We start from the raw sequence: 14,046 nt of genomic DNA, 5'->3' as shown, positions 1-14,046 counted from the left end.
CAGGCGGTCGGGCTACGACACCATCCGGCGACGCTCAACCGAGTGCGGCGACCTCGGAATCGGTGAGGACCACCGGTGAGACGCTGTCCTTGCTCCGCACCGACCGCACCGCGCGATACAGCGGACGTTCGCCGAGGCCGGCGTCGCGAGCCTCGGCACGCAACTGCTGCACGAGCACCTCCGAGATCGCGATGGCCGCGGCGAGTTCGCTGGCGGCGAGAGCGTCGGCGAGTTTGCGCAGGCCGAGCAGATGCAGTTCGCGGCCGCTGCCCACGTCGGTGTACATCGCCAGCGGCACCAGTTGGGTGTCGCCGCCGGCGGTGACCCGCAAGACGATGCGGCTCAGGCGTGCGGGATACACCAGCAGTTGCACGCCGGTAGCGTAGGCGAGGTCGACCGTGTGTTCGCCGACCAGCCGGTGTGCGCGGATCACGGTGCCGCTCAACCACAGCCGCCGCCGCTGGAACGCGAAGACGTAACCGATGGTCGGGACAGCGACGGCCAGTCCGATCAGGATCGCGTACGGCCAGCTCAGCCAGACCGCCGACAGCAACGCCGCACCGACGCCCACGCCGAGCGCGGCCAGCGCGAGCCTGCGCAACATCGGCGCGAACACCTCGGGCGCCACCAGGTCGATTCCCACCGGTTCCGTCGCCGCCGGCTGCCCGGACTGCCCGTCCACGATTGCCTCTCCGCCCCCACCGGCCCGCCCGGCATGAGGCGCGGTCAGATTACCGCGCCCCACCGACCTCAGCAGCCGAGCGCGGCGCCCACCGCGGAGTACGCGGCCTCAGCGACCGAGCTCCGCGCGCAGCACCGCCACGACGCCGTCGAGCGGGACGGACCGCTGTTCACCGGTTGCCATCTCCTTGACGCCGATCGTGTTCTCGGCGAGATCGCGATCGCCGAGCACAAGGGTGTACTTCGCCCCCGAACGATCGGCGCCCTTCATCGCACCCTTCATCCCGCGTCCGCCATAGGCCAGGTCGACGCTGATGTCGGCGGCACGCAGTTCACCGGCCAGCGCGACCAGCTTCGCCTTGGCCGCGTCGCCGAGCGCGACGCCGTACACCTGGCAGCGTGCCGGATCGGCCGCCGACTTGCCCTCGGCAGCGAGTGCCAGCACCGTCCGGTCGACGCCGATGCCGAAACCGATGCCCGACAGCGGCTGACCGCCCAGTTCGGCCATCAGTCCGTCGTAGCGGCCACCGCCACCGATGCCCGACTGCGCACCGAGCTGGTCGTGCACGAATTCGAACGTGGTCTTGGTGTAGTAGTCCAGACCGCGCACCATGCGCGGGTTCACCACATACGGCACGCCGAGCGCGTCGAGGTGTCCGAGAACCTGCTCGAAGTGCGCCTTCGCCGACTCCGAGAGGTGGTCGATCATCAGCGGTGCGTTCGCGGTCAGCTCGCGCACTTCGGGTCGCTTGTCGTCGAGCACGCGCAGCGGGTTGATCTCGGCGCGGCGCTGAGTCTCCTCGTCCAGGGGCAGCCCGCGCAGGAACTCCTGCAACAGTTCGCGGTACTGCGGGCGGCACGTCTCGTCACCGAGCGAGGTGATCTCGAGGCGGAATCCGTCCAGGCCCAGCGCGCGGAATCCGGCGTCGGCGATCGCGATGACCTCGGCGTCGAGGGCGGGGTCGTCGATGCCGATCGCCTCGATGCCGACCTGCTGCAACTGCCGGTAACGACCGGCCTGCGGGCGCTCGTACCGGAAGAACGGACCGGCGTAGCAGAGCTTCACCGGCAGCTGACCGCTCTTGTCCAGGCCGTGCTGGATCACCGCGCGCATCACTCCCGCGGTGCCTTCGGGACGCAGGGTGAAGCTCTCGCCGTTGCGGTCGGCGAAGGTCCACATCTCCTTGCTGACCACGTCGGTCGACTCGCCGACACCCCGTGCGAACAGGGCGGTCTGTTCGAATACCGGCAGCTCGACATGCCCGTACCCCGCGAGTCGGGCGGCGTGGATCAAGCCGTCGCGCACGGCGACGAACTCGGCCGAACCGGGCGGCAGGTAGTCGGGGACCCCCTTCGGGGCGGTGAAGCTGCTGGTCTTGGTCACGATGGTCCAGTTTTCCCCACGGGCGCCCCCCGCGTCCAACCGGTTACCCTCTAGACGAACCTGACGACACGGGAGGAACGCGGTAGTGCCGAGTAACGAACAGCGACGGGCGGCGGCCAAGCGCAAGCTGGAGCGCCAGCTGGCACGACGGGCCGAGCAGGAGAAGAAGCGCAAGCGCTTGACGATCGCGGGCTCGGTACTGGGTGTGATAGTCGTCGCGGCCGCCGCGACCGGCGTGTATTTCCTCACCAGGGGCGACGACAGTGAGTCGGTCAACGCCGAGTCGTCCTCGGCGGTGCCGACGACCCAGTTCGTCAACACTCCCCTCGACATCCCCGGTCCGCCGCCCCCCGCGGCCAAGCCCGCGACCGTCGACTGCAGCTACCCGGCGGGCCAGGAGCCTGCGGCCAAGCCCGTCACCGCGCCCACCACGACGTCGGTCGCCACCGACGGTCCCGAGGTGAAGGTGGCGATCGATTCCACCCAGGGCCCGATCGGGTTGTCGCTCAACAGCGCGCAGGCACCCTGCACGGTCAACTCGATGGTGAGCCTGGCCCAGCAGGGCTATTTCGACAAGACCAGCTGCCACCGCATCGTGGCCACGCCGGGCTTCGGCATCCTGCAGTGCGGTGACCCCGCGGCCACCGGTATGGGCGGCCCCGGCTACTCCTTCGACAACGAATACCCCACCGACCTGTTCCCCGCCGGTGACCCGGCGCTGCAGCAGCCGGTGAACTACAAGCGCGGCCTGGTCGCGATGGCCAACGCGGGTACCTCCCCGGAGGGCAAGGGCACCAACGGAAGCCAGTTCTTCCTGGTCTTCGGCGACACCCAGCTGCCGCCGAACTACACCATCTTCGGCACGATCGACGAGGCCGGCCTGGCCACCTTGGACAAGGTCGCGGGCGGCGGCGTCAAGGGTGGCGCGGAAGACGGCGGGCCGGCCATCCCGATCTCGTTCAACTCTGTCAAGGTGGGCTGACACCCGCTTTCCCAGGACAGAAACGGACCGGACACGCTGGCGTGTCCGGTCCGTTTCCGGTTTTCCCGCCCCGACGTGCGAAGAAGATCATCAGAGGCTAGGCAATCCTACGATTCATCCGCCTCATGCACCGCTCACCCGCATTTTCTCCGCTGTCGACCCGGCCCGCCGGACATCGCACCGTGTCCTTCGCGCGGTAGGCTCAGATGTCCACTTCCACAGCAGCATCGGGGAGCAGTCATGGCGGAACTCGACGACATCGGCAGCGAAACAGCGTCCATGATGCGCACCATGCTGCAGATGGCCATCTTGGTCGCCGTCAAATCGCGGGAACACGGCCAGAAAGAGGCCGAGTCCCGGGCGAAGGCGATCGAGGCCAAGATGAAGGAAGCGCGCGAATTGCAGATCCGCGAGGCGCGTGATCTCAAGGCCAAGGATCCGCGCAATATCGAACTCGTGCAGATGATGTCGGTGGGGTCGCGCACGGTGGAATCGCGCGGTGTGGAGAACCGCGGAATCAACCTCAACAAGCCGGCGGGCTCCGCCTTCGCCGCGAGCGCTGCGGCAACGCCGAGCGTCGGCTACGACTCGGCCGAGCGACGCTCGGCGATCGCGGCACATCTGCAGCGTGCCGGCGTCGCTCCGGAGCTCACCCAGGTTCGGATGCTGGTCGAAATGGGCCAAGGCATCTCGCCGGAAGAGGCGATCCGGTCCCGGGACACCGTGATGCGCGCGACCCTCGCGCGTCAGCGTGGGGAACGCGGGATCGAACGCGGGATCGAACGCGGTCGCTGACCCGACTCCGAATATGCTCGGATCCCCTTGCCTGGCAACGGGATCCGAGCATCCGTCCGGTCAGTCCGGTATGCGGCCTTTCTGCCAGAGGCGGTCGATGTCCGGACTGCCGAACATCTGCGCGTCCGCGCCCTCCGGTTTCTTGAGCGGCAGCGGTTCGAGCATCCCCTTGTGACCGTTGCGCACACTGCAGTACTTGAACGGCCCTTTCGGGTCGAACAGCTTGGTCATGTGCGGGTCCGCATGGTCGAGAAACCACACGCTGATACCGGTCCCGCCCTGCAGACGGTGATGCTCCCAGGCCTGCCACAGCGCGCTCAACCGGATCACGGCCTCGCTGTGGTGCCACCATTCCGGGCACCACACCGTGTCACTGATATCGGTGACCTGGCGCCGGTAGACCTGACTCAGGTACTCGGTGACGAACTCGTACACCCCCTGGTAGCCGTTCGTAATCTCCCCATTGGCGACATTGTCGTAGCTCACAGCGGCTTGACCTCCTCGACTTCACCCATCTCTTCCGGCGGAACAGATTTCGCTAGCGACGCAGACCCGAAAAGGTCTTCGATGCGGGTCTTGCGAGTCGGGTCGTTCTGCTCGATCGACCGCTTGACCGCGTCGGCGTACTCCGACTCCCACCACGGCACGGTCCGCACCAGGACCGCGGGCTGACCGGAGGTGAACACGACGGCACGACCGCGCGGTAGCGTCGCCAGGCCCTGCGCGGTGAAGGTCACCGAGGAGCTCAGCGAACGCGAGTAGCTCTTGCTGTTGCCCGACTGCGACATCGACGCGGAGATCGAGTCGTACTCGCCGATCGCCTCGGACCGGTCGCGCAGGAAGGCCATATCGTCGACTCCGCTGCCGAGAACCTTGATATTGGCGGCCGACCACAGCGCGCTCATCCCGGCCTCGCCCCAGCAACGCGCGCCCTGCGCCCACGACTGCAACACGGTCATCACCACGATGCCGCGCGACCCGAAGTGGCTGTACTGCTTGGGCAGATCCTTCCAGCGCACCACGTTGGCGGCCTCGTCGAGCACCGCGAGCAACGGGATCGGCAACCGGCCACCCGACGAGCGCGAGGCCTTACGCATGGCCACATCGATGACCGCCTCGGTGAGCGCGCTCACCAGCGGTGCGGCCGAACCGCGCCCCTCGAGCGACAGGCAGTACAGCGTGCCGTTGCGTTCGATGAACTCCAGTTCGTCGAACTGGGGACGGACGCCGTCGGCCGGGGTGATCCACGGGTGCACATTGGACAGCTGCAAGCAGCGAATCATCTTCTTCGCGGTACCGAAGATGCCGCTCCTGGTGCGCTCGTCGGCATTGTACTGCATGGCGAGGCCGGACGCGGTGAAGTGGTGTTCGGCGCCGCGCAGGTGTTCGATCGCCTCGGTGTTCTGCGGATTCGTCACCCATTCCCACACCTGGGTGATCGGTTTGCCCGCGATCGCGGCCGCGAGGAAGAACGCGGCGAGCAGGTCTTCGGCCTCAGGATCGAAGAAGTTGTCGCCGTCGTCGGCGCTGCCGCCGGTCTCGGCGTCGGCGAAATGTCCCGCGAGCCGAGCCGCGCGCATCTCACACCCCTCGGTGCGGAAGTTGACCCAGCTCAGCGGATCCCAGAACCAGGTCGGTCGTTCACCGGCGACGCCTTGTGGATCGAACACGAATGTGCGACTGCCCTTGGCTTCCTGCACATCACGGGTCGCGTCGACCACGTCACGCTTGTTCGACGTCGCCAGCACGGGCCCGATCGCGGAGAGGATCGCCGGAATGACCCGCGAGGTGGATTTGCCCTGTCGCGGGCCCCAGATGTCGAGATGCAGGTCTTCGTAGGAGCCGTAGAGCGAGGTGCCGTCGGCGACAGCGATGCCGATCGGCACACCGGGTGAGTCGTTGGTGCCCAGCTTCATCCCCAGAGCTGCCGCCTTCTCCCTGACTCCGGCCTCGGTGATCGACGCGATCGCGCTACCGCTGCCCATGTGGTCGGCCTTGTCGTCGACCGCCAACCGCCCCACACCCGCACGCTTCTTCAACCGCTTGCGGATCACCACATACGCGATGGCCGACGCGATCACCAACAGCACGATCACCGTCGACGCACGCGGCCAGTGCAGCTTGCCCCGCGCCAGATCGGCGACCACCGCGATCGGGTTGATCGGAATGGTCTGCGGCACAACCGCCAGCGCGTTGCCCAGGTGCAGGGCGACGGCGAGGGTGATCAGCGCCGCGAACCCGAACATGATCATGATCAGCGTTGTGTCGGGTCCGACCGCGGCCGGATCCGTCACCTTCTTCTTCGCCACGGGTGCCTCCTTGTGTGGACGTGGTGGGTGGTCAGCGGAACGCGTCGAGGCGCCAGCCCTGCGGGGTCTGCACCACCGTCGCGATGACGGTGCTCGGCGGTAGCTCTTCGGTGCGGCCGTTCGGGTAGACGACCGTTTGTTCGATGCCGATCTTGTACTGCGCCACCGTGGGATCGGCGCTCGCGGGCGCCGGCTCCCCCGAGGCGAAGGTGAACGCCTCCACGCGCGCTTTCGCCTTGGCCCAGTCGGCCCACTGCAGCGACGGTTTCGGAGTCGCGGTGGCCCCGATCGAACTGTCCAGCATACGTATCATGCTGGGCCCCAGCCATTCTCGCGCGCGCTGCAGCGAGGATCCGGGTTGCCCGGTCGCGGGGTACCAGGTGTAGACCTCGCGCAGCGCGACCACCGCGACACCGTCGGGAGTCGTCGGGTCGACCGCGGCTTCGAGCAGACGCGTGGTGGAAGTCGCCTCGGGACGCGTCGGCTCGGCATCACCGCTGCACGCCGGAACCGAGAGCAGGACTGCCACGAGCATCACCGCCAGGGTTGTGCGGATTCGTGTTCTCTCCCACCAGGTTATCGCTGGTCGCGTGGTCACAACACCCTCCTCGCCCGTGCGTCGCCGGGCACCGCCACCTCGGCGACACCCCCGCCACCGCGGTTGCTCGTCGGCGGCACCGACTGGATCAGCCGACCGTTGCCCGCGTAGATCCCGACCTGTGTCGGGCCCTGCCGTCCGAACCCGCTGAACACCAGATCACCGGCGACCGCCTTCGCGATCGGGACCTCCCGCCCGGCCTCCCATTGCTGTTCGGCGGTGCGTGGCAACGTGACCGCGCCCGAGGACGCGGCGAACACCGCCGCGGCGGTCAGTCCCGGCCCGTCGAATCCGCCACCGCTCGGCCCCTGTACGCCGCCGCCGCCCCACACATACGGTGTGCCGAGCCAGTCGTGGGCGGCCTCGACGATCTGCTCGCCGTCGCTGCCCTGCCCGGGGGTGAACCGGCCTTGTGCGCCGGGCGCGCGGTACTGGGGTTCCATCGACAAGATGTTGGTGACGTAGGGCCTGGTCTCGGAATAGTGCGCCGCATACTGATTGGGCATCCCTCCGGAGGCCAGCACCGCGCCCTCACCGGCGTTGTACCCGGCCAGGGTGAGGGCGGCCAGGTCGCCCGACACGCGCCCCGCGGCCATCCAGCCCGCGATCTTGTGGGCGATCGAGCACATGTAGCGGGCTTGTCCGATGATCGCGTCACCGTCGTCCCACACGCTGGCGGACCCGTTGCCGTCGGCGTCGATGACGTAGGGCTGACCGTCCTCGGGATTGATGCCCGCCGCCGTGCCCGGCAGGAACTGGGCCAGGCCCTGGGCGCCCGCGGGCGAGGTGAGCCCCCGCCGGAATCCCGACTCCTGCTTGGCCTGCGCGGCCAGCAGCGACGAGGAGATCTCCGGGCACACCGTTCCCGCGCGGCGATACCAGATCTCGAGTTCGGCGGGTACCTTCCCGTCGGCCAATGCCCCACCGGCGCTGCCGAATCCGCGCACACAGTTCGGATCGCTCGAAAACGCCCGCGCGCCACCGACATCCGGGGTCGGCGCGCCGTCGAGCCACGGCATCGGGTCGATCTGACGACCGCCGGTGAACCGGCCACCGGGCACGATCTCGAAATGCAGGTGCGGACCGCTCGATTCGCCCGCGGACCCGACCATCCCGATCGGCTGACCCGCGGTCACCGTCTGGCCGGTGCGCACCTTGACGCCGGCGTCCCACATGTGGCCGTACACCGCGGAGTAGGCGCGACCGTTGGTGTCGACGGAATCGACGACGATCCAGTTGCCGAAACCGGAAGCGGGACCGGCGGCGACGACCCTGCCGTCGGACACCGAGTAGATCGTGGTGCCGTCGGTGGCGGCCATGTCGATGCCCTTGTGATCGCCGCCGCGCGAACCGAACACATCGGAGATGGTGAACGTTCCGGTCTCCAGCGGCAACGTGCGGCGCAGCGGACCCACACCCGCGGCCAGCACCGGTGTTCCGGTGACCGCCGGATTCGATGTCGGCGGGGCAGCACTGGTCGCGCCCGCGCGATTGTCCCCACCGAGTTCGGGCAGCGTGGGCACCGACGATCCGACCAGCACATCGCCGGTCTCGCAGGTCTCATCCGAGGACGGCAGCACGATCACCAGCACCAGGGCCACCAACCCGATGACCGAGCCGAACACCGTCATCATCATCGTGCGGACGTTCACCGGCCGCCTCCCCGCGGTCCGCGCCGGGCGCCGATTCGCGCAACGTCCGCCGCGGCGGAGTTCATGTTCGGCGCCGGGACTCGTTGAGCGTGTCGGCGAGCGTGCGGTTCATTTCCGCGGCGGCGGCCAGCTGTTGTTGCAACAGCGCCACTTTGCGGCGTAGCGCGGTGGCGTCCATGCGGTCCAGGCTCGGGTCCTGGGTCGCGCGGACCCAGTTGCGCACCGAATTGGCGTGCACGCCGATCTGTTCGGCCACCATTCGGCAGGCCTCCGATTCGCTGCGCAACTTGTCGGTCAGCGCGACCACCTGGGCGACGGCGGCATTGCGGACCTCCGGCGAGACCCGGCGATAGGACCGGTGCGGCATCATTGCTCACTCCCGTTCGAATAGTCCGGCGTGCCCCTGGGGTTGTCGCCGAACTCGCTGAAGCGCTGGTTCGTGTCGTGGATTCCGCTTTCTCGCTCCGACACCGTGAACTCCATGTGGAAAGGAATGCCCGGCCGGCGATCCTCGCCGACCTTCAGCAGGAACTTGCCGGTACCGGGCGGCGACGGCCGCTGCTGGCCGGGCTTGAGCGCCTCCCCGGTGAGGGCCTGCGGCGCCGACCAACTCGTCACCATCTCCTGCTCGGCCGAGGTGAACGGCACCGTGGAGTCGAGCCTGCTGATCTCCTCGGCGGGTAGCGCGCCGAAGATCTTGGCGCGCGCGCGTTCCAGGAAGCCGATGGCCTTGGCGATCGCGGCGTCCGACCCCAGCGCCTGCAGGTCCTTGATGGTGTGGCTGATCATGATCAGGGCGGTGGCCAGGCCACGCTGCAGACGGGTCAGCTCGTCGACGCGGTCGACCATGAAGTCGCCGAGCCCGAGCACCTGCCACAGCTCGTCCATCACCACCTGGAAGTAGCGCTGCGGGCCGAGGTCCGCGTCGGCCAGCACGTGCGCGGCCTCGACGGACGCGAAACCGTCTGCCCAGCAGGCCAGCATGACCGCGGCCTTGAGCTTCTTGTCGCCGCTGGGGATGTGCGAGACGTCGATGCACACCGCCACGGCGCTGGTGTCGATCGGAACGCTGGTCTGGCCGTTGAAGATCGCGCCGAACGGGCCCTGGGTGAGCGCGCGCAACGATCGGCGCAGTCCCTTGATCGCGTTCTGGTATTCGTCGGCGTTGTCGGCGCCCGCGTCGAGCATCATCTCGGCGCCGCCGCCGACGATCACCTCGAGCAGGTTTTCCATGATCGGCGGTTTGTCGGGGGTGAACCCGCCGGGCTGGTAGAGGATGCGCAGCGCGGTGGCGATCAGCGTTTCCTCGAAGTCGGCGACGCGGGCGCCGCGAACCAGTTCCACCAGGCCCGCGATCAACGTCACCTGCCGGGCGCGCAGATCCTGCAGCACCTGACGTTGCAGTGCGGGTTCGTCCGCCAGGCGTGGCACCACCGAACCGAGCACGCCCGCGGCCAGCGGGTTCAGCTTGCCGTGTCCGTAGCCGAGGTCGATCACCTGGCCGCCGACGAGTTCGACCATCTTGCGATAGTCGGGTTTCACGTCGGCCAGGATCAGCGGGGTGATGCCCTGGGCGATGCCGCCGAGCACGATCCGGCGCACCAGCGAGGACTTGCCGAAACCGTTGAGGCCGAGCACGAACAGGCTGGGCGCGGTGATGAAACTGCCGCGCATGAACCAGTTCATCGGGTCGAAGCACACCGGGGCGCCGGTGTGCAGGTGCGAGCCGAGTGGGGTGCCGATCAACGGCGCACCGGCACCGACCGACCACGGCCACAGACCCGCGACCTGGGCAGTGGTGGCGCGATACTCGACCGGGCGGCCCACGACGTTCATCTTGCCGCCGCCCGCGCCCGAGTACCCGCGGTCGGTCAATTCGGCGGTGGTGCGGTCGAACCCGTCCTTGACCACGGCCTCGGTGCGCGCGTGCGCGTTGTTGCGGCGCAGATCGTCGGTGTGGATCCGGAACGTCGCCCAGGCCGCGCGCAGACCCGACTGCTCGCGGGCGATCATCTCGTAGCGGGCGCGGGTAGCGTCGTCGAGCAGCGAGGGGCCTTGCGAACGCCGGTCCGGCTTGGTCGATTTCGCCGACCGGCCCGAACCCATCGCCCGATCGGCGGCCTCGTCGGCCCGGACCGCGCGCACCGCCTTCGCGGGCCGCGCCTTCTTCATCGGCTTCGGTGCGGCCTGCTTGGGACGCCGGCGCGGATCACCCTGTGGGCGTTCGTGTTCCAACCGGGGACCGTGATCCTGGTCGCGCAACCCACGCTCGGCGCGCGCCCTGGCGCCCCGATCGGCATCGGGACGCGGACCCCGCGTCCGCCGCTCGCCCTCGCGCGATCGACGCGGCTCGTCCTCGCGTGGCCTGCGTGGCTCCTCGCCACGGGGCCGGGGTGGACGACCTCGCTCGGTGCGGGCTTCGTCCCGTGCCCGGTGCTCGACCGGTGGACGGCCTTCGGCCGTGCGTGATCCCCGCGCCGAGCCTTCTCGCTCGTCGCGGTCGGTGCGCTCGTCGAGGCCGAGCACGTCGTCGCTCACGCGCGGCGCGCTCCCCGCGGGCCGTGGCTCGCGTTCGCCGCGGATGCGCGGCGGCCGGTGGACCGGGCGCAACGCGACGTCGTCGCGATCGCGCACCGGAGGTTCGTAGTCGCGTCCCATAATCGCCTCACCCCGCCAATGCCTTCGGAATGGTTGCGTGTTCGGGCAGGATCACGCCGCAACCGAGAGATGCCGCGAACGCCGCGGACTGGTAGCGGTAGCAGCGCCGGATCTTGAGCCGAGCCTGCGTGGACAGGTCGCGGGTGATGGCCTCGATGCGGGGCAGATCACCGCGCAGCGGCTCGGTGATCGTGACCAGCGCACCGAACCGGGTGACACCGTGTCCGCGCGCCTGCTCCTCGCGCGCCTGCTGGGTGGCGCCGACGCGCAGCGTCGCCGCCGCCGAGACCACGCCGCGTTCGCTCTGCTGGGCCACGAGCGCGTTCTTGAAGTCGTCGTCGACGATCTCGGCGGCGTCGGCGGCCGAGTGCGGCCGGTAGACGATCGCGATGCGTTTGCGTGGCACTTCGGGATTGGGCGCGAGCAATCGCTGCAACACCCGCTCGTCCACCGCGCCCTCGGGCGCCGCGTCCATCTCCCAGGTCACCGAGCGGCCGCCGTCGTGGATCAGGTGATCCCACTTCTCGTCGTAGGACACCGGACCCGCGTCGTCCCAGCCGAGGCCGTGCCCACCGGGATCGGCCGCGGCCACCTCGAGGTCGGCCTGCGAGGCAGGGTCGTAGCTGCGGCGGATGAAGGAGATGACCTCCTCCGCCGACATCGGCTGCGCCCGCACCCCGGCCTCGGCCAGCGCCGCGCAGATACCGGGCAGCCTGCGCCCGATCTCCACCGCTTCCTCGGCCGGGTTCTTGCGCCGCTCGGCGGTGGTCGCCTTGAACGTGATCGCCACCCGCGGCAGCAGTTGCACACGCTCCTGCGGCAATTCGGTCGCCAGCTCGTACATCACCTGCTGGGCCAGATCGGGGGCTTCGGGGCGGGTGATCGTGGACACCTCGTTGAGCAACCGGTTTCCGGTCTCGGGCACCGTGTCGATCACCGGCACCACCGCGACGATGTCGCTGGTCTGCCCGACCGAGGCGAGGAAGGTGCCCCAGGCCGCGACCCAGCGATCGATCACCGGCTGGTCCACCGCCTCGTGCCCCTGCGGCCAGGCCCGCAACACCACCGTGTACTGCGCGAACGCGGGCAGATGGATCATCCCGAAGTGATACCCACCGGCGTCGATGCCTTCGTAGAGCTTCGACGGCGCGAGCAGCCCCGGCAATTTCGTGACACCGCCGGGGATCCGGGAGAACCGGCCACCGCGATACACGTGCTCGCCGTTGTTGCGCGAGCGCCTCCAGTTGAACATCATCAGTCCCGTCTCATAGCCCGAGCGGCCCCCCGTCCGCCACACCAGGGGCACCATCACCAGCGCACCGAGCCCGCCGACGACGAGGCCCCATTTGAATCCACCGACCATCGCGCAGATCAGTGCCGTGATCACCACGACGAAACCGATCACGGTCTCTTCCCAGCGCAGGCCGAAAAGGCCCGCGCTGCGCGGTTTCTGCCACAGCCCGTACGAGCGGCGCTCGTAGGTGTCGGTCGCCGAGGTCGTCATCGCGGAATCGTGCTCCTGCCGAGGTCGGGTGAACGATTCGCCCAGCGGTCACCGGCGACGTCGCCCATCGATTGGTCCGCGCGCGAGGTGGTGTTGGCCGCGGTCCGAGCGGCCGCCACATTGCGGGCGCCGGCGGGTACCGAGCCCGAACTCGTCGTCGCGGGCGCGGGCGCACCCCCTCGTGGTGGCGGTGTCGGTCGTGGCGCCGCGCCACCGCCGCCGCTTCCCCCGCCCCCGCCGGGTCCACCGGGCCGCGGACCCGCACCGCCATTACCGAAGTAGCCCGCGGAGCCGGGCGCCGCCACCGGCCGAGAGGCGACAGCCTTGGTGCCGATCGCACCGAGCCCCATCGCCGCTACCGCCGCACCACCGGCCACCATCAGACCCGAGCCACCGGTGCCGACCGTGGCCACCGCCGGCGCGACCAGGCGCATCAGCGCGGGCAGCACGAACGCCACGCTGCACAGCAACACCAGCGCGACCAGCATCCGCTGCGCGTCCTCGCCGCTGGGCAAGCCGCCGGAGTCCGTGGTCTCGTCGACGTGGCCCGCGGTGGTGAACGCGATCATGTACACGATCGCGGCCACCGGTTTGAACAGCATGAACGCGATGATCCAGCCGACCAGTTTCTGATACGACTGCTTGCCGGTGCCCGTCGCCGAGGCGGCGGCGGCCAGCGGCAGCACGCCCGCGGCGACCACCAGCAGACCCTGCCGAACGATGGCGAGCACGATCTGGGCGAGCGCGCCGAGCAGGCCGACGATGGCGATGATCAGCACCAGGCCCGGCGAAAAGGCCTGCAACTTACTGGTTTTCACCATCAATTCGGCCATGTTCTTGGCATTGCCGCCGGTGGCGTCGTCGATGATCCACTCGGAGAACTTGTCCGACGCTCGCGTACCCGCGACGATCACCGCACCCAGCATCCACGAACTGAACACCACCCTGGCGAACAGTCGGAACGATTCGGCGGCCTCGCTCACGGCCGCCCCGCGTCTGGCCTCGGCCAATCGGCCGCCGGTGATGATCACCGAGGCGATCAACAGCAATATCTGGATCTGATAGGTGTAGTCGTTGATCTTGGTGAACAGTGCCCCCGAGTCGCTCACCGCCTCGTTGGGCACCTTCATCCAGAAGGTCAACGCCAGGATCAGCGCCTCGCCGAGGCCCTTCATCAGCGAGTCGACCACCTTGCCGAAGGTGGAATCCCACGCCTTGTCCTTGACCGCGGTGGCCGCGTCGCCGGGGTGGGAGGCGGCATTGCCCGCCTTACACACCGCCGACGCCGCGTCGCCGAGCGAGACTCCGGGGATCGCGACGCTGTCGAGGGTGTCGTGCAGTTCGTTGCACGCCTCGTCGAAGCCGTAGGTCTGGCCGTAGGCCACCGTCGGCGTCGCGATCATCACGGTGAAGATCACCGCGAAAATGGTGACGATCCGCCTCAGCATAGTTGGCACCCCTCGATGGTCCGCGCGGAATCGAT

Annotated in this window: 12 protein-coding genes; 2 read left to right on the top strand and 10 right to left on the bottom strand. The window is 68.8% G+C overall.

The genetic code is table 11. The features are described from left to right. Positions 1–34: 34 nt before the first annotated feature. Positions 35–682, bottom strand: coding sequence for a hypothetical protein (locus tag ACFVVI_RS03145; RefSeq protein ID WP_387442804.1), 648 nt, complete (start codon positions 680–682; stop codon positions 35–37). 108 nt (positions 683–790) lie between these two features. Beyond that, positions 791–2,065 carry a histidine--tRNA ligase gene (hisS, locus tag ACFVVI_RS03140; protein WP_379315761.1) on the bottom strand — a complete coding sequence of 425 codons (1,275 nt, stop codon included), beginning with the start codon at positions 2,063–2,065 and terminating at the stop codon, positions 791–793. An 85-nt stretch (positions 2,066–2,150) separates the two neighbouring features. Here hisS and ACFVVI_RS03135 point away from each other — a divergent pair, with 85 nt between their 5' ends. Both ACFVVI_RS03135 and ACFVVI_RS03130 read left to right on the top strand, forming a co-directional pair. Next, entirely contained in the window at positions 2,151–3,047 is an 897-nt protein-coding gene (locus ACFVVI_RS03135) for a peptidylprolyl isomerase (RefSeq protein WP_378988999.1), read from the top strand. A gap of 240 nt (positions 3,048–3,287) precedes the next feature. Then, a complete protein-coding gene (locus ACFVVI_RS03130) occupies positions 3,288–3,842 on the top strand; it encodes a hypothetical protein (protein ID WP_387442801.1) in 555 nt (184 codons plus the stop codon). 60 nt (positions 3,843–3,902) lie between these two features. Here the strand turns inward: ACFVVI_RS03130 and ACFVVI_RS03125 are convergent, their stop codons facing one another. The 8 genes from ACFVVI_RS03125 to ACFVVI_RS03090 form a co-directional block, all read right to left on the bottom strand. Beyond that, the gene (locus ACFVVI_RS03125) at positions 3,903–4,328 is read right to left on the bottom strand and encodes a DUF4913 domain-containing protein (protein WP_378626947.1); all 426 of its coding nucleotides are present in this window, start codon (positions 4,326–4,328) and stop codon (positions 3,903–3,905) included. After that, entirely contained in the window at positions 4,325–6,151 is a 1,827-nt protein-coding gene (locus ACFVVI_RS03120; protein ID WP_387442797.1) for a type IV secretory system conjugative DNA transfer family protein, read from the bottom strand. The genes ACFVVI_RS03125 and ACFVVI_RS03120 overlap by 4 nt, the downstream gene beginning before the upstream one ends. A gap of 31 nt (positions 6,152–6,182) precedes the next feature. Then, a complete protein-coding gene (locus ACFVVI_RS03115) occupies positions 6,183–6,686 on the bottom strand; it encodes a hypothetical protein (protein WP_387442796.1) in 504 nt (167 codons plus the stop codon). A gap of 59 nt (positions 6,687–6,745) precedes the next feature. After that, on the bottom strand, positions 6,746–8,401 hold the full coding sequence (locus ACFVVI_RS03110; RefSeq protein ID WP_387442793.1) for a peptidoglycan DD-metalloendopeptidase family protein: 1,656 nt from the start codon (positions 8,399–8,401) through the stop codon (positions 6,746–6,748). A 61-nt stretch (positions 8,402–8,462) separates the two neighbouring features. Beyond that, complete coding sequence (locus ACFVVI_RS03105) at positions 8,463–8,771, bottom strand: transposase (protein ID WP_056810706.1); 309 nt, start codon at positions 8,769–8,771, stop codon at positions 8,463–8,465. After that, a complete protein-coding gene (locus ACFVVI_RS03100) occupies positions 8,768–11,059 on the bottom strand; it encodes a hypothetical protein (RefSeq protein ID WP_379313400.1) in 2,292 nt (763 codons plus the stop codon). The genes ACFVVI_RS03105 and ACFVVI_RS03100 overlap by 4 nt, the downstream gene beginning before the upstream one ends. Before the next feature lie 7 nt (positions 11,060–11,066). Continuing rightward, positions 11,067–12,563: an SCO6880 family protein gene (locus ACFVVI_RS03095; RefSeq protein ID WP_378988993.1), complete on the bottom strand. Its 1,497-nt coding sequence runs from the start codon at positions 12,561–12,563 to the stop codon at positions 11,067–11,069. Next, positions 12,560–14,011 carry a hypothetical protein gene (locus ACFVVI_RS03090; protein WP_379313399.1) on the bottom strand — a complete coding sequence of 484 codons (1,452 nt, stop codon included), beginning with the start codon at positions 14,009–14,011 and terminating at the stop codon, positions 12,560–12,562. The genes ACFVVI_RS03095 and ACFVVI_RS03090 overlap by 4 nt, the downstream gene beginning before the upstream one ends. Positions 14,012–14,046: the final 35 nt, after the last annotated feature.

Origin of the sequence: Nocardia sp. NPDC058114 (assembly GCF_042884695.1) — a bacterium.
In the GTDB taxonomy this organism is placed as follows: domain Bacteria; phylum Actinomycetota; class Actinomycetes; order Mycobacteriales; family Mycobacteriaceae; genus Nocardia.
This window is presented reverse-complemented; position numbering and strand designations above follow the sequence as displayed.